Raw genomic sequence first — 23,887 nt, 5'->3', positions numbered from 1 at the left:
GTCAGGAAGTGCGCCCGGGGTCGCGGTGCCCTCGGGCGCGGAGCTTGTCCGGCGTCCACCAGCCGGCCTGGACGACCGACCCGACCTCGATCGGCTCCAGGTTGGCGAAGCTGATCTCGACCCCGCGGTCGAGCGTAAGGGCGAAGTAGGCGTTGTGGCCGCTGTAGTCGACGCCGTTCCAGCTGTACTCGTCAGCGTGGATCTGGACAGGTCCGACCAGCGCCTCGGGCAGGGCCCGGACGCCGGCCTCTTCCCACAGCTCCCGCGCCGCGGCGCGTACCGCGTCCTCGCCGGGGTCGATGGCGCCCCCGATGCTGGTCCAGTAGGCGCCCCGCGACGGGTTCCCCGGGTCGGTGTCCTGCAGAAGCAACACCTCGCCGTCGGCGCTGACCGGGAGAACCCGCGCGGACTCGCGGTGCACACGCACCATCAGTCGTTGCCCGCCTCCAGCGCGGCCTCGTCCAGGATCGTGTCGTCCAGGACGGACGCCTCGGCCGGAAGAGCGGCAGGGAGCGGCTTGCCGTCGGTGGCGGCGATGCGGTCGAAGCCGCCGGCGGGCAGCTCGCCGAAGAGGGTGCCGTTCTCGACGAGCACCGTTCCCTGGTCCAGGGGATGCCCGGCGTAGATCTCCAGCTTGGAGCGGGAGTCGGCGATGTCGAGGTTGCGCATGGTGAGCTGGCCGATGCGGTCGACGGGGCCGAAGGCGGCGTTCTCGACGCGCTCCATGGAGAGCTTCTCGGGGTGGTAGGAGAAGTGCGAGCCCTCGGTGTTGAGGATCGTGTAGTCCTCGCCGCGGCGCAGCCGAAGCGTGACGGTCCCCGACACCAGCGAGGCGATCCAGCGCTGGATCGACTCGCGCAGCATCAGCGCCTGCGGGTCGAGCCAGCGGCCCTCGTAGAGCAGCCGGCCGAGCTTGCGGCCCTCGTTGTAGTAGTTGGACATGGTGTCCTCGTTGTGCACCGCGTTGAGCAGCCGCTCGTAAGCCGCCCACAGCAGCGCCATGCCTGGCGCCTCGTAGATGCCGCGGGACTTGGCCTCGATGATCCGGTTCTCGATCTGGTCCGACATGCCCAGGCCGTGGCGACCGCCGATCGCGTTCGCCTCGTAGACCAGTGCAACGGGGTCGGAGTAGGACTTGCCGTTGATCGCCACCGGGCGGCCCTCGACGAAGGTCACCGAGACGTCCTCGGTCTCGATGGAGACCGACGGGTCCCAGAACTTCACGCCCATGATCGGCTCGACCGTCTCCAGCGACACGTCGAGGTGCTCCAGGGTCTTGGCCTCGTGGGTGGCGCCCCAGATGTTGGCGTCGGTGGAGTAGGCCTTCTCGGTGGAGTCGCGGTAGGGCAGGTTGTGCGCGACCAGCCACTCCGACATCTCGTGGCGTCCACCGAGCTCGTGGACGAAGTCGGCGTCGAGCCACGGCTTGTAGATGCGCAGCTCGGGGTTGGCCATCAGGCCGTAGCGGTAGAACCGCTCGATGTCGTTGCCCTTGAAGGTCGACCCGTCGCCCCAGATGTTGACGTTGTCGGCCTGCATGGCCCGCACCAGCATGGTGCCGGTCACCGCACGTCCCAAAGGCGTGGTGTTGAAGTACGCACGGCCACCGGAGCGGATGTGGAAGGCACCGCAGGCGAGCGCGGCCAGGCCCTCCTCGACGAGCTGCGGCTTGATGTCGATGGCGCGGGCGATCTCGGCGCCATAGGCCATCGCGCGGTCCGGTACCCCGGAGATGTCGGGCTCGTCGTACTGCCCGATGTCGGCGGTGTAGGTGCACGGCACCGCGCCCTTGTCGCGCATCCAGGCGACCGCCACGGAGGTGTCGAGACCTCCGGAGAAGGCGATGCCGACGCGCTCACCCTTGGGAAGGGAGGTCAGGACCTTGCTCACGAGATGTTGCTCCTTGCTCTGAAACTTACGGAATGTCTGTGGTCTTGCCGGCGAGGCTGAGGAAGCGGTTGACGAGCGCAGCGCCGCCCTTGGGCTCGCGGCCGATGACGAGCACGGTGTCGTCGCCGGCGATGGTGCCGAGGATGTCGGGATACTCGGCTCGGTCGATCGCGGAGGCGAAGTACTGGGCACCCCCTGCAGGAGTACGCAGCACCACGAGGTTCCCACTCCCGTCGGCGCTCACCAAGAGCTCTCTGGCGAGTCGGCCGAGCTTGCTGCGTCCGCTGGCCGACTCCCCCGGGGCGACCGCGGTGCGATCACCACCCTCACCGGGAACCGCGTAGACCAGCGCACCCGAGGGCGCCCGCACCTTCACCGCGTCGAGCTCGTCCAGATCACGCGAGAGCGTCGCCTGGGTGACGTTGACCCCGTGGGCGAACAGCGCCTCGGAGAGCTCGGTCTGGGATCGGATCTCCTTGCTCCAGATGATGTCGACGATCAGGGACTGGCGCGCGCCCTTGGTCGCGGGCCGCTGGGTCTCGTTGGTCGTCATCGCGCCACCTCCGTAGCGCAGGCGCCAGAATACGGACGCGGCGCGCTGAAATTCTCGATGGCCGCTCGCTGACGCTCGCTCATCGTCGCTCCCACAGGAAGGCCAGGATCGCCTTCTGGGCGTGGCGCCGGTTCTCCGCCTCGTCCCACACCAGGCTGCGCGGACCGTCGAGCACCTCGGCCTCGATCTCCTTGCCGCGGTAGGCGGGCAGGCAGTGCAGCACGACCGCTTCGGGATCGGCGTGGCCGAGCAGGTCGGTGGTGAGCGCGTAGGGCGAGAAGACCGCGATCCGCGCGGCCGTCTCGCTCTCCTTGCCCATCGAGACCCAGGTGTCGGTGATGAGTACGTCGGCCCCGGCTGCCGCCGCGACCGGGTCGGAGGTCACCGTGACCGAGCCGCCGGTCTCCTCGGCGATCTCCTTGGCCCTGACCAGCACCTCCGCGTCGGGCACGTAGCCCTCCGGCGCACCGAACCGGACGTGCATCCCGGCGATCGCCCCGGCCAGCGCCCAGGAGTTGCCCATGTTGCAGGCCGCGTCTCCGAGGAAGGAAGCGGTCAGCCCCGCCAGCGATCCCTTGTGCTCCTGCACCGTCAACAGGTCGGCGAGCAGCTGGCAGGGATGGAAGTCGTCGGTCAGCGCGTTGATGACGGGCACCCCCGCGTACGCCGCCATCTCCTCGATGCTCGACTGCTCGAACGTACGCCACACGATCTCCCCCGCCTGCCGGCCGAGCACCCGGGCGACGTCGGCGACGGACTCCCGCTCGCCGATCCCGGCCAGGCGGCCGTCGACGAGCATCGAGTGGCCGCCGAGCTCGGCGATCCCGGAGGAGAACGAGGACTGGGTGCGCAGCGTCGGCTTGTCGTAGATCGTGGCCACGGTCACCGGCCCGGCGAGCGGCTTGGCGGCGTAGGGGTCCTGCTTCATCGCTGCCGCGAGCGCCAGCACCTCGGCCTGCTCGGCCGGGGTGAGGTCGTCGTCGCGGAGGAAGTGTCTGGTCACTTCGCCCCCTCCGCCGCGTCCAGAATCGCGGGCCACGCGGCCAGGAGGCTCTCGGCGTCGTCCTCGGTGAGCACCAGCGGCGGGACGATCCGGATCCGCTCGGGCGTGGCGTTGTTGAGGATGAAGCCCGCCTCGAGGGCGGCCGCGGCGACGGCGCCCGAGTCGAGACCGGCGAGAACCACTCCGATGAAGAGGCCATCCCCGTCGACCCTCGCGACCCGCGGGTCGGCGGCGAGGCCGTCACGCAACTTCTGTCCGAGCACGGTGACGTGCTCGAGGAGGCCCTCGGACTCGATGGTCTCGATGACCGCCAGACCCGCGGCGCACGCGACCGGGTTGCCACCGAAGGTGGTGCCGTGGTTGCCGGGCTCGAAGAGCGTCGCGGCCCGACCCAGACCGATGCAGGCACCGATCGGGAAGCCGCCGCCGAGGCCCTTGGCGAGGGTGACGATGTCGGCGGTGATGCCGGAGGTCTCGTGGGCGAACCAGCGACCGGTGCGGCCCAGACCGGACTGCACCTCGTCGAGCCAGAGCAGCGCACCGTGCTCGTCGGCCACGGCCCGCGCGGACGCGAGGTAGTCGGCGGGCGGCACGATGACGCCGGCCTCACCCTGGATCGGCTCGAGGATGATCGCCGCGGTCTCGTCGGTGACCGCCGCGGCCAGCGCCTCGGCGTCGCCGTAGGCGACGAAGGTGACCTCACCCGGCAGCGGCTCGAACGGGGCCCGGTAGGCCTCCTTGGCGGTCAGCGCCAGGGCGCCCATCGAGCGGCCGTGGAAGGCGCCCCGGGCAGCCACGATGTGCTTCCGCCCGGTGCGCCGGGTCAGCTTGAAGCCGGCCTCGTTGGCCTCGGTGCCGGAGTTGGTGAAGAAGACCCGGCCGGTATCGCCACCGGGGACCCGGGCGAGCAGCGCCTCGGCCAGCTCGACCTGCGGGTGGGAGGTGAAGAAGTTGGAGACGTGGCCGAGGGACTCCATCTGGGACGTCACCGCGGAGACCAGCGCCGGGTGGGCGTGGCCGAGCGCGTTGACCGCGATGCCGGCCAGCAGGTCGACGTACTCCTTGCCGTCCTCGTCCCACACGTGGGCGCCCTCGCCTCGGGTGAGGACCAGCTTGGGGGCACCGAAGGTGTTCATCAGCGCGCCGGAGTAGCGCTCTTGCCAAGAATTCGGCGCAGTGGTGGTCATTTGTCGAGCTCCCTTGCCTTGCGGGTCTTGGTGGTGACGCCGGGGAGCACCTGGGTGCCGACCCCCTCAGCGGTGAACAGCTCCAGCAGTACGGCGTGCTCGGCCCGGCCGTCGACGACGGTGGCGCGCTTGACGCCGCCCTTGACCGCCTCCAGGCAGGCGCTCATCTTCGGGATCATCCCGCTGGCCAGCTCCGGCAGGATGCCCTCCAGCGCCTCGGGACTGATCTCCCCGATGACCTCCTCGGGGTCGGGCCAGTCGAGGTAGAGACCCTCGACGTCGGTCAGGACCAGCAGCTTCTCGGCCTCGAGCGCGACCGCCAGGGCCGAGGCAGCGCGGTCGGCGTTGACGTTGTAGACGGCGCCGTCGATGTCGGGGGCGACGCTGGAGACGACCGGGATCCGGCCGGCCTGGATGAGGTCGAGGACCGACTCGGGACGTACGTCGACGACCTCGCCGACCTGGCCGAGGTCGATCTCCTCGCCGTCGATGACGGTGCTGGCCGGCTCGGCGGTGAAGAGTCCGGCGTCCTCGCCGGAGAGCCCGACGGCCAGCGGACCGTGCTCGTTGATCAGCCCGACGAGCTCACGCTGCACCTGGCCGACCAGGACCATCCGGACCACGTCCATGGCCTCGGGGGTGGTCACCCGCAGCCCGCCGCGGAACTCCGACTCGATGCCGAGCCGGTCGAGCATGCTCGAGATCTGGGGGCCGCCGCCGTGCACGACGACCGGCTTGAAGCCGGCGAACCGCATGAAGGCGATGTCCTCGGCGAACGCGCGCTTGAGCTTGTCGTCGGTCATGGCGTTGCCGCCGTACTTCACCACGACGATCTTGCCGTGATACTCCTTCAGCCACGGCAGGGCGCCGGCGAGGGTGCGGGCCTTGGCGGGGTCGGGTCTGCCGGGCTCGTGGGCCACGGTCTCGAGGTCGATCACGGCGCCACTCCGACCGTGGTCAGCCCGGCGGTCTCCTCGAGGCCGAGCGCGAGGTTCATGCACTGGATCGCTCCCCCGGCGGTGCCCTTGGCGAGGTTGTCCTCGGCACCGACGACGACCAGCCGCCCGGCGGCCTCGTCGACGGTCACCTGCAGGTGGACGGCGTTGGAGCCGAGAACGGCCTGGGTCTGGGGCCACTGGCCCTCGGGCAGCAGGTGGACGAAGGGCTCCTCGCCGTACGCCTTCTCGTAGACGGCACGCGCATCGGCCGCCGTCACGCCTTCGCCGAGCTTGGCCGAACAGGTGGCCAGGATGCCGCGCGGCATCGGCACCAGCACCGGGGTGAAGGAGACCGACACCTCGCCGTCGACCAGCGCGGAGAGGTTCTGGACGATCTCGGGGGTGTGCCGGTGGACGCCGCCGACGCCGTAGGCGCTCACGTTGCCCATGACCTCGGCACCGATCAGGTGCGGCTTGGACGACTTCCCCGCGCCGCTGGTGCCGGTGGCGGCGACCACGACGACCTCGGGCTCGACGATGCCGGCCTCGACCGCCGGAGCGAGGGCCAGGGTGGAGACGGTCGGGAAACAGCCCGGCACCGCGATCCGACTGGCCGACGAGAGAGCGGCCCGCTGCCCGGGGAGCTCAGGGAGCCCGTAGGGCCAGGTGCCGGCGTGGTCGGTGCCGTAGAACTTCGTCCACGTCTCGGCGTCGGCGAGCCGGTAGTCGGCGCCGCAGTCGATCACGACCACGTCGTCGGGAAGGCCGGCCGCGATCGGCCCGGACTCGCCGTGCGGCAGCGCCAGGAAGACGACGTCGTGACCGGCCAGCGTCTCGGCGGTGGTGGGCTCCAGGACTCGGTCGGCGAGCGGGATCAGGTGGGGCTGGAGGCTCCCCAGGGTCTTGCCCGCGCTGGAGGCGGCGGTCAGGGCGCCGATCTCCACCTCGGGGTGGGCCAGCAGCAGCCTGAGCAGCTCACCTCCGGCATATCCACTGGCACCGGCGACGGCGACGCGCTTCTTCGTCATGTGCATGAACATACGTCAGACTGCATGTATGTCGCAAAACCCGTTCGGAGATTGAGACGTGGGCGCCTAGTGTTCGCTCCATGACAACCCGCCTCACCCCCACCGCCTACCTCGACCACATCCGGTCGGAGTCGGCGCGCTTCCGTGCCGTACTCGCAGACACGGACCCCACCACCCCGGTGCCGACCGCACCGGAGTGGACCGCCGCCGACCTGCTGTGGCACGTCGCCGCCGAGGTTCAGCACTTCTGGACGTACGTCCTGGAGACTCGGCCGGCCGAGCCCAGCAGCGAGACCTACTCCGAGCCGGAGCGCCCGGAGGACGCGACCTACCAGGACCTGCTCGCCCACTTCGACGACCTCAACGCCAGGTTCATCAAGACTCTGGAGCAGACCGGGCCCGAGGAGCCCACCTGGTCCTGGTCGCCGGACCAGACCGCCGCCTTCACCTACCGCAGGCAGGCCCACGAGATCCTCATCCACCGCCTCGACGCCGAGCTCACCGCCGGCGCCGTGACGCCGCTCGACCCGGCCCTGGCCGCCGACGGGATCGACGAGATCCTCGACGTGTTCTACGGCGGCAAGCCCGACTGGGCGAGGTTCACCGGCGGCGGTCGGTACGTACGCGTCGACGCGGTCGACACCGACACCCAGACCTGGGTCGAGCTGGGCCTCGTCTCCGGCACCCGCCCCAACGGCGACAGCCTCGAGGACGAGCCCGACCTCAGCGTCGTCTCCCCCGACGAGATCCCTGACGGCACCGAGCCCGACGCGGTCATCGAGGGCATCGCGGCCGACCTGAACGCCTGGCTCTGGCGCCGGCGCGACGACGAGGGCATCAAGGTCACCGGCGACAAGGACGTCTACGAGCGCTTCCGCGCGTTGACGAACCAGGCGATCACCGACGACGACTAACCTCACGCCCATGATCAAGCACCTGGCGGTCTTTCTCGGCTCCCGCGACGGCAACGACCCGACGCTCATGGAGAGGACCTACGAGGTCGGCAAGGGGCTCGCCGAGCGCGAGATCGAGCTGGTCTACGGAGCGGGCGGCGGGGGCCTGATGGGCCAGATCTCCCAGGGCGCGATCGACGGCAACGGCAAGGTCTTCGGCGTGATCCCACGGTTCATGGTCGAACGCGAGTGGGGTCGCGTCGAAGGCGCGCCGGGGATGCAGACGGTCGTGGTCGACACCATGCACGAGCGCAAGGCGCTCATGGCCGAGCGCGCCGACGCCTTCCTCGCGCTCCCCGGCGGGATCGGCACCCTCGAGGAGCTCTTCGAGGTCTGGACCTGGCAGACCCTCTCGCTGCACGGCAAGCCGGTCGGCCTGCTCAACATCAACGGCTTCTGGGACCCGCTCGTGGAGATGATGGAGCGCATCGCCGCAGCGGGCTTCCTGCACGGCTCCCCCGCGGAGTCGCTGGTCGTGGGCGAGGACCTCGACGACGTTCTGGCCCGCCTCGACGCAGCCCGCTGAACCGGCCACTGAAATCCAGCCGGCAGTCGTGAAACCACGGTGAAGGCGCCCTGAAACCGGCGCCCCACACCCTGGGAGCATGACAACAACCACCGAACTGGCCGTATCGGCCTCAGGTCTGGTCAAGACCTTCGGAGACTTCACCGCGGTCGACGGGATCGACCTCGAGATCCGCCGCGGAGAGGTCTTCGGCGTGCTCGGCCCCAACGGCGCCGGCAAGACCACCACCTTGAAGATGCTCGCGACCCTGCTCCCGATCGATGCCGGCAAGGCGGAGATCTTCGGGGTCGACGTCAAGGCGCACCCCCACCAGGTGCGTCAGCTCGTCGGCGTGACGGGACAGTACGCCTCCGTCGACGAGAACCTCACCGCCACCGAGAACCTGGTCCTCTTCGGCCGCCTGCTGGGCATGTCCGGCAAGTCCGCCCGGGCCGCCTCGGAGGAACTGCTGGAGTCCTTCGGGCTCCAGGAGGCCGCCAAGCGGCAGATCTCGAAGTTCTCCGGCGGCATGCGCCGCCGCCTCGACCTCGCCGCCTCGCTCCTGTCCCGCCCGCCGCTGATCTTCCTCGACGAGCCGACCACCGGCCTGGACCCACGCACCCGGGGCCAGATGTGGGACACCATCCGTACGCTGGTCGCCGGCGGCTCCACCGTCCTGCTCACCACGCAGTACCTCGACGAGGCCGACCAGCTCGCCGACCGGATCGCGGTCATCGACCGCGGCGTCAAGGTCGCCGAAGGCACCTCGGAGCAGCTCAAGACCTCCGTCGGCAACTCGACTCTGCACCTGCGCCTGAGCGACAGGACCCAGGTCGCCACCGCCGCCGCCGTGGTCGAGAAGGTCACCGGCGATCATCCGGTGCTCACGCCCGAGGCGGGCGGCGTCAACGTACCTCTGGCCGATGCCGACCGGGCCGCCGACGTGCTCATCGGCCTTCGCCACGCGGGCATCTCGATCACCACCGCCAACGTGCAGCAGCCGACCCTGGACGAGGTCTTCCTCGCCCTGACCGGTCACAGCACCGAGATCCCCCAAGACCCGGCCCACACCGACATCGACACCGAGGAGGTGGCCTGACATGGCTGCACTGATCTCCACGTACGCCGTCGCCGACCGCCCGCTCAAGGCCCGCCCAGGCGTGGGCGAGACGATCGGCCAGACGCTGACCATGGCCCGCCGGGCGTACATCAAGATGATGCGCAACCCGGAGCAGTTCTTCGACGTGACGATCCAGCCGCTGCTGTTCACCGCGATGTTCGCCTACATCTTCGGCGGCGCGATCTCCGGTGACGTGAAGTCGTACCTGCCGACCATCATCACCGGCATCCTGGCCCAGACCGCGCTGACCGCCTCGATGGCTCGCGGCACCCAGCTGCGCGAGGACATGGACAAGGGTGTCTTCGACAGGTTCAAGGCGCTCCCGATCGCCCGGATCGCGCCGCTGGCCGGTCCGGCGGTCGCCGACCTGCTCCGTTACGGGATCGCGGCAACCCTGACCATCGTGGTCGGTCTGCTGATGGGCTACCGGCCCGGTGGCGGCGTCGGCGGCGTGGTCGCCGGCTGGGCACTGACCATCTTCGCCGGCTGGTCGCTGAGCTGGATCTTCACCTGGCTCGGCACGGTCCTGAAGACCGCGGGCGGGGTGCAGGGCCTGGGGATGATGATCATGTTCCCGCTGACCTTCCTCTCCCCCGCCTTCGTGCCGAAGGAGACCATGCCGGACTGGCTGCAGCACTTCGTCGATGTCAACCCGGTCACGCTGGTCATCAACGCCACCCGCGACCTGATGAACGCCGGGGACGTCACCTTGAGTGTCGTATGGGCGCTCGTCGGCTGCGCCGCGGTCGTCGCGATCTTCGCGCCGCTCTCGGTGTGGAGCTACAGCAAGAAGCTCTGACGGCACCCGACCTCAAGCCAGGCGCGCGATGACGCCGCGGGCCTCGTCCAGCAGGGCGAGCCCGCGGCGTTCGCCGTACTCCTCGCAGACCCGTTCCAGCACGCCCGGCGCGAGCCGGCTCGCGTCGGTGACCGCACGCTCCCAGCGCATGTCCAGGAACGAGCGGGAGTAGCCGAACCGGTCGGCCAGCACGACCAGCCGCACCGACTCCTCGCGCGGCAGCGCGTCGCGCCGCAGGCCCCACAGCCCGAGCGCGAGCAGCACCATGCCCGTGACGGGATAGTCCTGAGCTCGGCGTTCCTCGGAGACCAGGCGCGGCGCCTTGTCCATCAGGGCCTCGAAGAGGTCGGCGCCCTCCGCGCCCTCACCGTGCCGGGCGCAGGCGACCACGGTGACCGCCTCGGCCGCCACGCGCCACGGCACCAGGTCGGGGTCATCGGTGAAACCCGGGAACGGCATCTCGCCCATCGTCGCCACCACCTCGCGGAACAGCGCGAGCCCCTCACCGACCCGTCCCTGGGCGAGGAGGAGCTGGGCCCGGGCGCCGTGGACGGCGCCTCGGGAGCCGAAGCCGCCGCGAGGCTGCTCGTCGGCGAGCTCGGCCAGCATCTCGGCTGCCTCCTCGAGGCGGCCCTGCTCCACGGCGTACGTCACCAGGATGGCGTTGGTCTGGACGAGGTCGTCGTCGGCACCGAGACGGCGCAGGATCGGGACGGCCTCGCGGGCGTGCTCCGCCGCCTCGCCGAGACGGCCGAGCTGGGCATAGAGGCCACTGAGCTGGGCGTGCAGCATCGCTTGCGGCCAGAGGCCGCCGTCGGTGCCGGTCAGGCGCAGCGCCTCCCTCCCCGCGGCGACCGCACCCTCGGGGTCGCCGAGGTTCTCCCGCTCGTGGCTGAGGAAGGTGTAGGCACGAGCGCGTACGTCCTGGTCGGGGTCGGTGACCAGGTCGGCCAGCTCGGCCTCCAGCGGCCGGCCGGCTCGGGGGCCGGTCGCGGATCCGGCCACGGTGCTGGCCATCGCCTGCATGACCTTCAGCATCACCCTGAGCTGTGGGTCCTGGGCCTCGGCTCCGACCCGGTCCAGGATCGTCATCAGCCGCTCGAGACCGGAGCCACCGGTCACGGCGGCACCGAAGAGCAGCAGGGCCAGCACGAGCCTGGTCTTCTCCAGCAGCTCGGGCGGTGGTTCCCACTCGGCGAGCAGATCGGCGACCGGTCCGGCCAGCATGATCACCCGCTGGTGCTCGCCCGCGATGGTCCAGAAGACACCCATCGCGCAGAAGAGACGGATCACCGACTCGGCCTCGTCGTCGGCCAGGACCTGGCGCAGGATGTCGGCGAGGTTGCTCTCCTCGGCGCGCAGCTCGTCCATGGCGTCGAACTGCTCCGGGGAGTAGATCCGGCCGGCGCTCGCGTCGGCGTAGTCTCGCGCCCACGCGCGCTGGGCCGCCCGGGCCGCGGCGTCCTCACCGGCGTCGATCAGCTGCATCCGGCCGAACTCGCGGACGGTCTCGAGCATCCGGTAGCGGAACCCCAGCGGTGCGTCGACGACGGTCAGCAGCGACTGGTCGACGAGCTCCTCGATTGCGGCGAAGGTGTCGGCACCGAGCATCGCCTCGGCCGCCGCGAGGGTGAACCCGTCGTGGAAGACCGAGAGCCAGCGCATCGCCCGCCGCTCGCGTTCGGAGAGGAGGTTCCAGGACCAGTCGATGACCGCGACCAGGGTCTGGTGGCGATCGGGAGCGCTGCGGTCGCCACCGCGCAGCAGCTCGAACCGGTTCTCCAGCCGCCGCGCGATGTCGTCGACGGACATCGCGCGCACCTTCACCGCTGCCAGCTCGATCGCCAGCGGCAGACCGTCGAGCCGGGTGACGATCTCGTCGACCCGGCCCTCTTCGAGGTGGACCCCGGGCCGCGCGGCGACGGCGCGGCGCCGGAACAGCTCGCTGCCGTCGTACGTGCCCAGGCGGCCGAGCGGGTAGACCCGCTCCGCGCCGATGGCGAGCGGGCTCCGGGAGGTGGTCAGCACGGTGAGGTCGCGCACGGTCGCGACCAGGAAGGCGGCCATGTCGGCGACGGCGGCCACGATGTGCTCGCAGTTGTCGAGCACGAGCAGGGTCGGCACACCGTCGAGCTGCTGCGCGATCCGCGACCGCACGTCGGCCCGCTGATCGGGAGTGAGCCGGTCACGGTGGGCGACCGAGTCGCGCACGCCGAGAGCCGAGCCGACCTCGCTGACCAGGTCCTCGGGAGCGGTCACGCCGACCAGCTCGACGAAGTGGACCACCGGCTGCTCGGCGCCGTGGGCGATCACCTGGGCCAGGCTGGTCTTCCCCAACCCGCCGGGGCCGAGGATCGTGACGACCCGCGAGCCCTTCAGCAGGGCGGAGACCTCGGCGGCGTCCTGCTCGCGACCGATCAGCACGTCGGCGTCGTGACGCAGCCCCGAGCGCACCGGCCGGTCGCGCGCGAGCAGCTCGGCATGGACAGCCCGCAACCTCGGGCTCGGGTCGACACCGAGCCCGTCGGCCAGCCCGGTCCGGTACGCCTCGAAGCGCTCCAGCGCCGCCGGCACACCGTGCACCGCGGCGACCGCGCGCAGCACCGCCTCGATGACCTCCTCGTCGGGGTCGAGCCCGACGAGCCGTTCGAGGAGCGGGAGCGCCTCGGCGTACCTCTTCTCGGCGGCCAGCCTCAGCGCCTCCGGACGCAGCGACCACGCATCGACCTCGCCGGCCTGGAGGTTGAGGCGGTAGCCCCGCGGCGTACGTTCGATGGCGCTGGAGTCGGTCGCCGCCCGAGCGCGGGAGACCACCACCTGGAGCGCCTTCGAGGGGTTGGCCAGGACGTCGTCACGCCCCCAGACCTCCTCGACCAGAGCAGCCTCGGAGGCACCTCGCGGACCGGCCTCGACCAGCGCGCGCAGCAGCGCCCGGGTCCGCTCGCCGGCCACCGGCGCGCCCGCCCAGGTGACCTCGTCCAGCACACTCAGCGTCGTCACAGCCGCCATTCTGTCATAGCGATATATCGCGTACGTACGGGATTATCGGACCTTACGCGGACGAGTTGAACCGTCATGACGAGAATAGAACCGTGACCGTCGAACTGCGCTCTGACAACGCCGCCGCCGTCTCCCCCGCGATCCTGGAGGCGATGGCCGCCGTCAACTCCGGCTCCGCGCTCGCCTATGGAGGTGACGACGTCACCGCGGCGCTCGAGGCCCGCGTCCGCGAAGTCTTCGAGCATCCGACGGCGCGCGTGTTCCCGGTGCTGAGCGGCACCGCCGCCAATGCGCTCTCCCTCTCCGCGCTGACCCCGCCCTGGGGCTCGGTGGTGTGCCACGAGACCGCGCACATCCTCAGCAGCGAGGGCGGCGCCACCTCCTACCTGAGCGGCGGCGCGGTGATGACCGGCCTCGCCGGCGAGGGCTACAAGCTGGCGCCGGAGGCGCTGCAGGTCCACCTGGACGGCGTACGTTGGGGCGACCCGCACCACTCCCAGCCGGCCGTCCTCTCGCTGACCTCACCGTCCGACTACGGCACGGTCTACTCCGTCGCCGAGATCTCCGAGCTCACCGGGATCGCCAAGACCCGCGACCTGCGGGTGCACCTGGACGGCGCCCGGTTCGCGAACGCGGTCGTGGCCACCGGCGCCGCTCCGGCGGACCTCACCTGGCGGGCCGGCGTCGACGTACTCTCCCTGGGCGCGACCAAGAACGGCGCCCTCTCGGCCGAGGCGATCGTCTGCTTCACCGACGCTCCCGCCGACGAGCTCGTCTACCGCACCAAGCGCAGCGGCCACGTCACCTCCAAGATGCGCTACCAGTCGGCCCAGCTGCTGGCCTACCTCACCGACGACCTCTGGCTCCGCAACGCCCGCAACGCCAACGAGCGGATGGCCGAGCTCGCGGCCGGCCTACGGACGGCCGGCGTACGCATCACCAACTCCGTCGACGCCAACCTCGCCTGGGTGGATCTCCCCGAGGAGACGGCCGACCGCCTGGAGGCAGCCGGGGTGCTCTTCTACCGGCTCGGCGGGCAGGTCCGGTTCGTGACGTCGTGGCAGACCACGAGCGAGGACATCCGCAACGTCCTGGAGCTCCTGGGCAGCGCCTGATACCCGCGGGGGCCATGCGTTCTCGAGAGGGATTGTTAGCCTGATCTGCCTATGTCTTCTGACATCTCGGTCCCCTCCCCCGCCCCCTCCACCCCCACGGCTCCCCCCAGGGCCCCCGCAAAGCAGCTGCGCGGCGACGTCCAAGGGCTACGCGCCGTCGCCATCCTCACTGTCCTGGCCGCCCACGCAGGAGTGTCATGGTTCGCCGGCGGGTTCGTCGGCGTCGATGTCTTCTTCGTCATCTCGGGCTTCCTGATCACCCAGCAGCTCGTCGGTGAGCTCGGCCGCACCGGCCGGATATCACTGAGACGCTTCTACGCGCGCCGTGCCCGGCGCATCCTCCCGGCCGCCACCCTCACCCTCGCGGTCACCGTGGTCGCCTCGGTGGCCCTGCTGGGTCCGGCGCAGGTCTCCCCGCTCGCCGTCGACGCGATCTGGGCATCCGCGTTCGCCGCCAACATCCGGATGGCCACCGCCGGCACCGACTACTTCCAGGCCGAGCTTCCTCCCTCACCGGTCCAGCACTTCTGGTCGCTGGCGGTCGAGGAGCAGTTCTACCTGGTCTGGCCGCTCGTCGCGCTGATCTGCATCGTCCTGGCGAGCAGGATCGGCGCCTCCCGGGGCCGCGGCCAGCGTGACGTCCAGCAGGGCTCGGCACGGGCTCGCCGCTACCTCCTCGCCGCGATCGCGCTGATCACCATCGCGAGCTTCGTCTGGTCGATCGTCCACACCCCGGGCGAGGCGACCGCGGCCTACTTCTCCTCGCTCACCCGCGCCTGGGAGCTGGGGGTCGGCGCTGCGCTGGCGATCCTGGTCACCAGCGGCCGCGTGATGCAGCAGCTCGGGGGCACGCCCCTGGTCCGGGAGGTCCTCGTCCTGGGCGGTCTGGCCGCCATCGTCTTGGCCTGCCTGGGCTACGACGAGTCCACCCCGTTCCCCGGCTACCACGCCGCGCTCCCGGTGCTCGGCTCAGCGGCCGTCATCCTCGCCGGCGCTCTTCCCTCGGGCGAGACGACGATCGGTGCCCGGCTGCTGGCGGTGGCGCCGATGCGGGCGATCGGCGACTGGTCCTTCTCGCTCTACCTGTGGCACTGGCCGCTCCTGGTGCTGCCCGAGATCGTCCTCCAGCGTGAGCTCACCTGGCCCGAGCGCGGTCTGGCCGTCGGGGGCGCGTTCGTGCTGGCGTACGTCTCCTTCCGCCTCGTCGAGGCCCCGTTCCGCGAGGGTGCGCTCTGGCGGCCGACCCGGCGCGCGCTCACCTTCTACCCGGTCAGCATCGCGCTCGTGGCGACCATCGCGCTCGGCGGCACCGTCTACGCAGACTTCGAGGCCACCCGCGGCGACTTCCAGCCGGCGATCACCCTGGCCAGCGCACCCGCCGCCCCTCCGTCGCTGGACAAGCAGGAGGCACTGGTGCGCGCGTCGGTGCTCGCGGCGCGCGAGGACACTCCGGTCCCGACCGAGCTGCGTCCCGCGCTCACCGAGCTCGACTCGCTCAAGCCGAGCCGGACCCGGTGTGACTACACCGACGACACCGAGCGCGACCTGTGCGTCGACGGCGATCCCGACGGGACGCGCACGATGGTGGTCTTCGGGAACTCCCACGCCCTGCACTGGGTCCCGACGCTCGACAGGGTCGCGAAGGAGCACGGCTTCCGGGTCTATTACCTGGTCAAGAACCGCTGCGTCTCGGCCTCGATCACCACCGACCGCGGCGGCGGACGCGACCCCTACACCGAGTGCGACGACTTCAACCGCTGGGCCTTCAAGCAGTACCGGCGCCTCGACCCCGACCTGACCGTCGTCTCCACCGCCCCGCCGATCAAGGGCGTCTACGACGAGGACGGCAGCTGGGTCGGCGAGCAGAACGAGATCGACGAGCTCATGCATCCGGCCTACGCCGACTTCCTTCGCCGCGTGGACGAGCACACGCGACGTACGGTGCTGATCCGCGACATCCAGGGCTTCGACGCCAACGCCGGCACCTGCCTGTCCCGGCCCGGCGCCACGCTGCGTGACTGCCTGATGGGTGCGGTGGAGTCGCGGGAGCGGTCGATCGACGTGCAGGTCCGGGCGGCCGAGGAGGTCGGCGTCGACGTCGCCGACATGAGCTCCTACTTCTGCTGGGACGGGTCCTGCCCCGCCGTCGTAGGCGACACGATCACCCACTACGACGGCACCCACATGTCGCGCCAGTACGCACCCCAGCTCGCCGAGCCGCTCGCCCGTGAGCTGGGCATCCGCGGCCGAGGATAGCGGCCGTACGCAGCCGGGGAGGGCCGCTCGCATCGCGAGCGACCCTCCCCGTTCTGGTCAGAACCTCAGCGCTGGACGGCGCCGGTGAGCTCGGCCGCCCTGGCGACCGCCGCATCGCGTGCGGCCGCGGTCTCCTCGGCCTTCAGCGTGCGGTCGGGAGCGCGGAAGCGCAGCGCGAAGGCCAGCGACTTCTTGCCCTCGCCGACCTGGTCGCCCTCGTAGACGTCGAAGAGCCGCACGGTCTCCAGCAGCTCGCCGGCACCTTCGCGCAGCGCGGCCTCGACGGCGGCCACGGTGACGTCGACCGGCACGGTCAGCGCGACGTCCTCCTTCGCGATCGGCATGGTCGAGAAGACCGGGCCGGCGGTGGTGGCGGGCACCTTCGAGATCAGGAAGTCGAGGTCGATCTCGACCGCTGCCGAACGAGCCGGCAGCCCGAACGCCTTACACACGTTGGGGTGCAGCTCGCCGGCGTGCCCGAACTCGACACCGTCGACGGAGACGACCGCACAGCGCCCCGGGTGCCACGGCGCCCGCGAGGCCGAGGCGACCTCGACAGGAACTCCGAGCTCGGTGCCCAGGCGGCGTACGACGTCGATGGCGTCGGCCCACGAGGCCGTCTCGGCGGCGCCCCACCAGCCACCCCGCGTACGCTCCCCGGCGAGCACGACGCCCAGGTGCAGCGGCTGGCGCGGGATCGCGGCGAGGAGCTTCTCGAGCTCCTCCTCGGTCGGGCGCCGGTCGACGCCGTAGATCGGCGCGGCCTGGTCGACCGGGAAGGCGACGGTCGCGGTCTCGAAGAGAGAGACCCCGTCCTGACCTCGGGAGACGTTGCGGGCGGCGACCTTGAGCAGGCCCGGGAGCAGCGTCGTGGTGTAGCCGGGCTCCTCGCTGCTGAGCGGGTTGGCGAGCTTGACGGTGTGCCGCAGCACGTCGTCGGCGGGCAGTCCGAGGCGATCGAAGTCGGCTTCGCCCACGAACGGGAAGTCGACGACCTCGACCAGCCCGGCGCCGGCCAGGGCACGCCCGATCCGGCGGCGCAGCTGCTGCGCGCGGGTCAGACCACCACCGGTCGCCCGGCGCGGCAGCACCGAGGGGACCTTGTCGTAGCCGACGATGCGGGCGACCTCTTCGACCAGGTCGTAGGGGTCGTTGAGGTCGGTGCGGTAGGTCGGTACCTTCGCCGTCAGCGAGTCACCCTCTACCTTCACGACGCAGCCGACCAGCTCCAGCGACTTCACCACGGTCTCGGTCGAGACGTCGATGCCGATGATCCGTGCAGGCAGGTCGACCGCGATGGTGATCTCGGTCAACGGCTTGCGCGTCTCGAGGAGTGCCGACGGCCCCACCTCTGTGACGCCGGCGTCGATCTCGCCACCGCCGTACTCGACGAGCAGGTCGACCACTCGCTGGGCCGAGATGGGCGGCAGCAGCGGGTCTGTGCCCCGCTCGTTGCGCTTGCCCGCCTCAGAGGTGAGCTTGTGTCGACGCCCGGTTCGGAACATCGAGCGCGGATCCCAGTGGGCGACCTCGACGACGATGTCGGTGGTCGTCTCGGAGATCTCGGTGGAGGCCCCACCCATGACACCGCCCAGGCCGATCGGGCCGGAGTCGTCGCAGACGACGAGGTCCTCGGGGTCGAGAACACGCACGGTGCCGTCGAGAGTCTCCAGCTTCTCTCCGGCGACCGCACGCCGGACCACGATCGGACCCTGCAGCTTCGCCTTGTCGTAGGCGTGAATCGGGTGGCCGAGCTCGAACATCACGTAGTTCGTGACGTCGACCGCCAGCGAGATGGACCGTACGCCGACCGCCTCCAGGCGCTTCTTGATGAAGTCTGGCGTCGGCGCGCTCGGGTCGAAACCGGTGACGGTGCGAGCGGCGAAGTGGTCGCACCCGTCGGGGTCCTCGATCGAGACCGGATAGCCGGAGTCGTTGGGTAGCGCGAAATCGATCTGGGCCGGGTCGGAGAAGTCGGCTCCGAACCCGAGGGCTGCCTCGCGGGCAAGGCCACGGATCGAGAGCGCGTAGGCGCGGTCCGGGTTGATCTCGAACTCGATGATCTCCTCGCCGAGCCCGAGCACCTCGCGGGCGTCGGTCCCGGGCGCGGGAGCGTCGGGGGGCAGCACGATGATGCCGTCGGCCTCCTCCCCCAGCCCGAGCTCGCGAGCGGAGCAGATCATTCCGGCCGACATGTGGCCGTACGTCTTGCGCGCCGAGATCTGGAAGTTCCCCGGCAGCACGCCCCCGGGCAGGATCACGACGACCTTGTCACCCGGCTTGAAGTTGTGCGCGCCGCAGACGATCCCCTGTGGCTCACCGGTGCCGTTGGCGTCACCGACGTCGACGGTGCACCAGTTGATCGTCTTGCCGTTCTTCTGCAGCTCGGGCTCCTGGGTGAGCACCTGGCCCACCACGAGCGGGCCCTCGATGCCGGCGCCGGAGGTCTCGATCGCCTCCAGCTTGAGGCCGAGCGCGGTCAGCCGGTCGGTGATCTCCTCGATGCCGAGATCGGCCGGCAGGTCGACGTACTCCTTGATCCAGGAGAGGGGGGCCTTCACAGTTCACTCCCGAATGCAGTAGTAAGCCGGACGTCACCCTCGAAGAGGGTGCGCAGGTCGGACAGGCCGGTGCGGAACATCAGGGTGCGGTCGATGCCCATCCCGAACGCGAAGCCGCTGTACTTCTCCGGGTCGACGCCGCACGCCACCAGGACGCGCGGGTTCACGATCCCGCAGCCGCCCCACTCGATCCAGCCCTCGCCCTTGCAGGTGCGGCAGGTGACGAGCTGACCGTCTCCGGCGTCGACGACCTGCGCGCCACGGCAGACGAAGCAGGTCAGGTCGACCTCCGCCGAGGGCTCGGTGAAGGGGAAGTACGACGGCCGGAACCGGGTCACGATGCCCTCGCCGAACATCTGGGTGGCGAAGTGGTCCAGGGTGCCCTTCAGGTTCGCCATCGAGATGCCCTCGTCGATGGCCAGCCCCTCGACCTGGTGGAACATCGGCGAGTGGGTCGCGTCGTACTCGTCGGTGCGGAAGACGCGTCCGGGGCAGACCACGTAGATCGGCGCCTCGCGGGTCAGCATCGTGCGCGCCTGCACCGGGCTGGTGTGGGTCCGGAGAACGACGTGGTTCTCGGCGGGCTCGGTCCAGAAGGTGTCCTGCATGGTGCGGGCGGGGTGGTCCGGGCCTAGGTTGAGGGCGTCGAAGTTGAGCCACTCGGCTTCGATGAGCGGGCCCTCGGCGACCTCCCAGCCCATCGCCACGAAGATGTCGGCGATGTACTCGGCGCCGGTGGTGAGCGGGTGCCGCCCACCAGCCGGCATCCGGTCGGTCGGGAGCGTCACGTCGACGGTCTCCTCGACCAGCATCCGCGCCTCGTGCTCGGCCTCGAGCACCTTCTGCCGTGCCGCGAGCGCCTGGTTGACCGCGCCGCGCGCCTTGCCGACACGCTGGCCGGCATCCTTGCGCGCCGCCGGCGGCAGCGCGCCGATCTCGCGGTTGGCCAGGGCGAGCGGCGAACGGTCGCCGGCGTGGTCGAGCCGTGTCTGCTTGAGCTCCTCGAGACTGGTCGCGGCGTCGATGGCCTTCAGCGCAGCGTCGCGCGCGGCCTCGACCTCCTCAGCCTTCAAGGGGGTGACCTCTACCGGGTCATAGTCGGTGTTGGGACCGGACATCACTGGCTTTCGTCGTCTGATGACTCAGTTGTCATGAATGAACGACAGTCTAGGAACCTCGCACCTCCCCGCGCGAACCGGACATCCCGCGGGCGCCGCACTCCACCGAGGACCAGCCGTATACGCCGTGCTGTAGGGGACTTGTGGTCCCTTGTATCCATACCTTTACCGGGGTGATAGTAAAAGCATGCCCCGAGTCGACGGACCGGCCAGTGATCTCCTGCTCAAGGCAGGTCGCTTCTTCACCAGGTGGGACGAGACCGACGACGGTCGCGCCGTCTTCCGCAAGGGCGGTCGAGCCGGCGACGTCTTCTATCGCGACCGATGGAGCCACGACAAGGTGGTCAGGTCGACCCACGGAGTGAACTGCACCGGGTCGTGCTCCTGGAAGGTGTACGTCAAGGACGGCATCATCACCTGGGAGACCCAGCAGACCGACTATCCCTCGGTCGGGCCCGACCGGCCGGAGTACGAACCCCGCGGCTGTCCCCGGGGCGCCGCCTTCTCCTGGTACACCTACTCCCCCACCCGGGTCCGATACCCATACATACGTGGTGTGCTCCTCGACCTCTTCCGTGAGGCCAAGCAGCGCACCGGGGGCGACCCGGTGGAGGCCTGGGCCGACATCCAGGCCGACCCCGAGCGCCGCCGCCGCTACCAGCGGGCCCGCGGCAAGGGCGGCCTGGTGCGGGCCGGCTGGGACGAGGCGCTCGAGCTCGCCGCCGCCGCACAGGTCCACACCATCAAGACCCACGGCCCCGACCGCAACATCGGCTTCTCCCCGATCCCGGCGATGTCGATGGTCTCCCACTGCGTGGGCACCCGCTACACCCAGCTCATCGGCGGGGTGATGACCAGCTTCTACGACTGGTACGCCGACCTCCCCGTCGCCTCGCCACAGGTCTTCGGCGACCAGACCGACGTGCCGGAGTCCGGCGACTGGTGGGACTCGACCTACCTGATGATGTGGGGCTCCAACGTCCCGGTCACCCGCACCCCCGATGCTCACTGGATGGCCGAGGTCCGCTACCGCGGCACCAAGGTCGTCACCGTCAGCCCAGACTTCGCCGACAACACCAAGTTCGCCGACGAGTGGCTGCCCGCCCAGGCCGGCACCGACGCCGCCCTCGCGATGGCCATGGGCCACGTGATCCTGCGCGAGTTCTTCGTCGAGAAGCAGACCCCGTTCTTCGAGGACTACGTCCGCACCTACACCGACCTCCCCCATCTGGTCCGCCTCGAGGAGAAGGATGGAGCCTACGTCCCCGGGAAGTTCCTCACCGCCGCGGACCTGGCCCACCTCATCGACCCGCTGGCCTCGGAGGCACCGCCGGAGAATCGCTGGAAGACCGTGGTCATCGACGAGGGCTCCGGTGTCGCGGTCGTCCCGAACGGCTCGATGGGCTTCCGCTACGCCGAGTCCGGCGTCGGCAGGTGGAACCTCGACCTGGAAGGCGTACGTCCCAAGCTGACCCTCCACGACGACGGCGAACCCGTCGAGGTGCTGCTGCCCGGGTTCACCAGCGCCGACGGCACCGGTGAGGTGCTGCATCGCGGCGTACCCACGACCCGGGTCGGTGGTCACCTGGTGACGACCGTGCTCGACCTGATCCTGGCGCAGTACGGAGTCCGGCGCGAGGGGCTGCCGGGCCTGTGGCCGTCGGGCTACGAGGACGCGACCGTGCCCTACACCCCGGCCTGGCAGGCGGAGATCACCTCGGTGCCGGCCGAGGCGTGCCTCCGGATCGCGCGCGAGTTCGCCACCAACGCCGAGGAGTCCCGGGGCCGGTCGATGATCATCCTGGGCGCCGGGGTGTGCCAGTGGTTCCACGGCGACACCATCTACCGCTCGATCCTGTCCCTGCTCATCCTGACCGGCTGCATGGGCCGTAACGGCGGCGGCTGGGCGCACTACGTCGGTCAGGAGAAGTGCCGCCCGATCACCGGCTGGATCTCGCTGGCCAACGGGCTCGACTGGTCCCGGCCGCCGCGGACGATGACCGGCACCTCGTTCTGGTACATGCACACCGGACAGTGGCGCAACGACGGCTACAGCGCCGACTCTCTCGCCTCCCCGCTGGCCGAGGGACACCTGCGCGGCCACACCGCCGACGTGATCGCGACCTCCGCCACCAAGGGCTGGATGCCCTTCTACCCACAGTTCGACCGCAACTCGCTCGACGTCGCCGACGAGGCGGCGAAGGCCGTCGCCGCGGGCTACTCGGCCACCGCCGCCGACTACGTCTCGACCGCCCTTGCCGATGGCACCGTCCAGCCCGCCATCGCCGACATCGATGCTCCCAGCGCCTGGCCGCGGACGCTGGTGCTGTGGCGCTCGAACCTGCTCGGCTCCTCGGCGAAGGGCAACGAGTACTTCCTGCGCACCCTGCTGGGCACCCACCACAACGTGCTCGGCTCCGAGAACCCCAAGACGCCCCGGCCGAGCAGCGTGAGATGGCACGACCGGCAGCCCGAGGGGAAGCTCGACCTGCTGGTCTCGGCCGACTTCCGGATGACGTCGACGACGCTGCTCTCCGACGTCGTCCTGCCGGCCGCGACCTGGTACGAGAAGCACGACCTCTCCTCCACCGACATGCACCCGTTCGTGCACGCCTTCACTCCCGCGATCGACCCGCCGTGGGAGGCGCGGACCGACTTCGACCTCTTCCACGGGCTGGCCGAGAAGCTGTCCGAGCTGTCGAGGAAACACCTCGGCACCCGCAAGGACGTCGTCAGCGTCCCGGTCCAGCACGACACCCCCGGCGAGACCCCGGCCGACCCCGACCACACCAGGCCCGTGCTCGCCGTGGTCGAGCGCGACTACACCGCCATCGCCGACAAGCTCGCCTCGGTCGGGCCGCTGGCCGACACCCTCGGGTTCACGGTCAAGAACGTGACCTACCGGATGCAGGAGCAGACCGCGAGGCTGGCCAGGCAGACCGGCGTGATGCCGAGCGGTCCGGCCGAGGGTCGCCCCGCGATCGACACCGACGAGAAGATGGCCGAGGCCATCCTGCTCTTCTCCGGCACGACCAACGGTGAGCTCGCGGTGCAGGGCTTCAAGACGCTCGAGCAGCGCGTCGGCAAGAAGCTCGCCGACCTCGCCGAGGGCTCGGAGGAGAAGCGGATCACCTTCGCCCAGACCCAGTCGGCGCCGGTGCCGGTGATCACCTCCCCGGAGTGGTCCGGCTCGGAGACCGGCGGGCGCCGCTACGCGCCGTTCACGGTCAACATCGAGCGCCTCAAGCCGTTCCACACGCTGACCGGCCGGATGCACTTCTACCTCGACCACGACTGGCTCACCGACATCGGAGAGGCGATGCCGCTCTACCGGCCACCACTCGACATGCACCGCCTCTTCGGCGAGCCACGCATCGGCCAGGACGGCTCCGCGCAGGTGACGGTCAGATATCTGACCCCGCACTCGAAGTGGTCGATCCACTCCGAGTACCAGGACAACCTCTTCATGCTCTCGCTCTCCCGAGGCGGACCCACCGTCTGGATGTCCCCACAGGATGCGGAGGCCATCGACGTACGCGACAACGACTGGGTCGAGGCCACCAACGCCAACGGTGTGGTGGTCGCCCGGGCGGTGGTCTCCCACCGGATGCCCGAGGGCGTGGTCTACATGCACCACGCCCAGGACCGCACCATCGACGTACCCAAGTCGGAAGCCACCGGGCGAAGAGGCGGCATTCACAACTCCGCCACCCGCCTGCTGGTCAAGCCCAGCCACCTGATCGGTGGCTACGCCCAGCTCTCCTACACGTTCAACTACCTCGGCCCGACCGGCAACCAGCGAGACATGGTCGCCACGGTCCGCAAGCGTTCGCAGAAGGTGGACTACTGATGACCCGGAGC

At 70.3% G+C, this 23,887-nt stretch carries 17 protein-coding genes; 7 read left to right on the top strand and 10 right to left on the bottom strand.

The window, feature by feature from the left end:
* Position 1: 1 nt before the first annotated feature.
* The 7 genes from ACFX43_RS15590 to argC all read right to left on the bottom strand — a co-directional run bounded on the left by ACFX43_RS15590 (position 2) and on the right by argC (position 6,605).
* Positions 2–430 carry an NUDIX hydrolase gene (locus ACFX43_RS15590; RefSeq protein WP_378827857.1) on the bottom strand — a complete coding sequence of 143 codons (429 nt, stop codon included), beginning with the start codon at positions 428–430 and terminating at the stop codon, positions 2–4.
* On the bottom strand, positions 430–1,890 hold the full coding sequence (argG, locus tag ACFX43_RS15585) for an argininosuccinate synthase (protein ID WP_378827822.1): 1,461 nt from the start codon (positions 1,888–1,890) through the stop codon (positions 430–432). Before argG ends, ACFX43_RS15590 begins: the two co-directional genes overlap by 1 nt.
* 25 nt (positions 1,891–1,915) lie before the next feature.
* Positions 1,916–2,443, bottom strand: a complete 528-nt coding sequence (locus ACFX43_RS15580; protein ID WP_160023788.1) for an arginine repressor — start codon at positions 2,441–2,443, stop codon at positions 1,916–1,918.
* 79 nt (positions 2,444–2,522) lie between these two features.
* A complete protein-coding gene (argF, locus tag ACFX43_RS15575; RefSeq protein ID WP_378827780.1) occupies positions 2,523–3,446 on the bottom strand; it encodes an ornithine carbamoyltransferase in 924 nt (307 codons plus the stop codon).
* Positions 3,443–4,633, bottom strand: coding sequence for an acetylornithine transaminase (locus ACFX43_RS15570; protein WP_378827769.1), 1,191 nt, complete (start codon positions 4,631–4,633; stop codon positions 3,443–3,445). Before ACFX43_RS15570 ends, argF begins: the two co-directional genes overlap by 4 nt.
* On the bottom strand, positions 4,630–5,571 hold the full coding sequence (gene argB / locus ACFX43_RS15565) for an acetylglutamate kinase (RefSeq protein ID WP_378827758.1): 942 nt from the start codon (positions 5,569–5,571) through the stop codon (positions 4,630–4,632). The genes ACFX43_RS15570 and argB overlap by 4 nt, the downstream gene beginning before the upstream one ends.
* A complete protein-coding gene (argC, locus tag ACFX43_RS15560; protein ID WP_378827747.1) occupies positions 5,568–6,605 on the bottom strand; it encodes an N-acetyl-gamma-glutamyl-phosphate reductase in 1,038 nt (345 codons plus the stop codon). The genes argB and argC overlap by 4 nt, the downstream gene beginning before the upstream one ends.
* A 74-nt stretch (positions 6,606–6,679) precedes the next feature.
* On the opposite strand from argC, the gene ACFX43_RS15555 reads away from it, so the two are divergent.
* From ACFX43_RS15555 to ACFX43_RS15540, 4 genes are all read left to right on the top strand, one after another.
* Positions 6,680–7,513 (top strand): maleylpyruvate isomerase family mycothiol-dependent enzyme, encoded by an 834-nt coding sequence (locus ACFX43_RS15555; RefSeq protein ID WP_378827738.1) that lies wholly within the window; start codon positions 6,680–6,682, stop codon positions 7,511–7,513.
* A 10-nt stretch (positions 7,514–7,523) separates the two neighbouring features.
* On the top strand, positions 7,524–8,078 hold the full coding sequence (locus ACFX43_RS15550; protein WP_378827729.1) for a TIGR00730 family Rossman fold protein: 555 nt from the start codon (positions 7,524–7,526) through the stop codon (positions 8,076–8,078).
* Positions 8,079–8,157: 79 nt separating this feature from the next.
* Entirely contained in the window at positions 8,158–9,156 is a 999-nt protein-coding gene (locus ACFX43_RS15545) for an ATP-binding cassette domain-containing protein (RefSeq protein WP_378827711.1), read from the top strand.
* 1 nt (position 9,157) lies between these two features.
* Positions 9,158–9,976, top strand: coding sequence for an ABC transporter permease (locus ACFX43_RS15540; protein ID WP_378827690.1), 819 nt, complete (start codon positions 9,158–9,160; stop codon positions 9,974–9,976).
* Between the two features lie 12 nt (positions 9,977–9,988).
* Here ACFX43_RS15540 and ACFX43_RS15535 read toward each other — a convergent pair whose 3' ends face one another.
* Complete coding sequence (locus tag ACFX43_RS15535; protein WP_378827678.1) at positions 9,989–12,976, bottom strand: ATP-binding protein; 2,988 nt, start codon at positions 12,974–12,976, stop codon at positions 9,989–9,991.
* A 92-nt stretch (positions 12,977–13,068) separates the two neighbouring features.
* Between ACFX43_RS15535 and ACFX43_RS15530 the strand changes: the two genes are divergently transcribed.
* Entirely contained in the window at positions 13,069–14,091 is a 1,023-nt protein-coding gene (locus tag ACFX43_RS15530) for a threonine aldolase family protein (protein ID WP_378827670.1), read from the top strand.
* Between the two features lie 51 nt (positions 14,092–14,142).
* On the top strand, positions 14,143–16,347 hold the full coding sequence (locus tag ACFX43_RS15525) for an acyltransferase family protein (protein WP_378827660.1): 2,205 nt from the start codon (positions 14,143–14,145) through the stop codon (positions 16,345–16,347).
* 65 nt (positions 16,348–16,412) lie between these two features.
* Here ACFX43_RS15525 and pheT read toward each other — a convergent pair whose 3' ends face one another.
* Together pheT and pheS are read right to left on the bottom strand one after the other, a co-directional pair.
* Complete coding sequence (pheT, locus tag ACFX43_RS15520) at positions 16,413–18,908, bottom strand: phenylalanine--tRNA ligase subunit beta (protein ID WP_378827654.1); 2,496 nt, start codon at positions 18,906–18,908, stop codon at positions 16,413–16,415.
* Positions 18,905–20,026: a phenylalanine--tRNA ligase subunit alpha gene (gene pheS, locus ACFX43_RS15515; protein ID WP_378827642.1), complete on the bottom strand. Its 1,122-nt coding sequence runs from the start codon at positions 20,024–20,026 to the stop codon at positions 18,905–18,907. Before pheS ends, pheT begins: the two co-directional genes overlap by 4 nt.
* A gap of 187 nt (positions 20,027–20,213) precedes the next feature.
* Between pheS and ACFX43_RS15510 the strand changes: the two genes are divergently transcribed.
* Positions 20,214–23,876 carry a nitrate reductase subunit alpha gene (locus ACFX43_RS15510; protein ID WP_378827628.1) on the top strand — a complete coding sequence of 1,221 codons (3,663 nt, stop codon included), beginning with the start codon at positions 20,214–20,216 and terminating at the stop codon, positions 23,874–23,876.
* Positions 23,877–23,887: the final 11 nt, after the last annotated feature.

Source organism: Nocardioides sp. YIM B13467 (assembly GCF_042788075.1).
In the GTDB taxonomy this organism is placed as follows: Bacteria; Actinomycetota; Actinomycetes; order Propionibacteriales; family Nocardioidaceae; genus Nocardioides.
Note: the sequence above shows the minus strand (reverse complement) of the source record. Positions and strands in the feature narration are given on the sequence as shown.

What these genes read in the sequence shown, in the direction of transcription:
- ACFX43_RS15590 (WP_378827857.1), bottom strand. Translation starts at nt 430, where the DNA reads ATGGTGCGTGTGCACCGCGAGTCCGCGCGGGTTCTCCCGGTCAGCGCC.
- ACFX43_RS15580 (WP_160023788.1), bottom strand. Translation starts at nt 2,443, where the DNA reads ATGACGACCAACGAGACCCAGCGGCCCGCGACCAAGGGCGCGCGCCAG.
- ACFX43_RS15570 (WP_378827769.1), bottom strand. Translation starts at nt 4,633, where the DNA reads ATGACCACCACTGCGCCGAATTCTTGGCAAGAGCGCTACTCCGGCGCG.
- argC (WP_378827747.1), bottom strand. Translation starts at nt 6,605, where the DNA reads ATGCACATGACGAAGAAGCGCGTCGCCGTCGCCGGTGCCAGTGGATAT.
- ACFX43_RS15555 (WP_378827738.1), top strand. Translation starts at nt 6,680, where the DNA reads ATGACAACCCGCCTCACCCCCACCGCCTACCTCGACCACATCCGGTCG.
- ACFX43_RS15550 (WP_378827729.1), top strand. Translation starts at nt 7,524, where the DNA reads ATGATCAAGCACCTGGCGGTCTTTCTCGGCTCCCGCGACGGCAACGAC.
- ACFX43_RS15545 (WP_378827711.1), top strand. Translation starts at nt 8,158, where the DNA reads ATGACAACAACCACCGAACTGGCCGTATCGGCCTCAGGTCTGGTCAAG.
- ACFX43_RS15540 (WP_378827690.1), top strand. Translation starts at nt 9,158, where the DNA reads ATGGCTGCACTGATCTCCACGTACGCCGTCGCCGACCGCCCGCTCAAG.
- ACFX43_RS15525 (WP_378827660.1), top strand. Translation starts at nt 14,143, where the DNA reads ATGTCTTCTGACATCTCGGTCCCCTCCCCCGCCCCCTCCACCCCCACG.
- pheS (WP_378827642.1), bottom strand. Translation starts at nt 20,026, where the DNA reads ATGTCCGGTCCCAACACCGACTATGACCCGGTAGAGGTCACCCCCTTG.
- ACFX43_RS15510 (WP_378827628.1), top strand. Translation starts at nt 20,214, where the DNA reads ATGCCCCGAGTCGACGGACCGGCCAGTGATCTCCTGCTCAAGGCAGGT.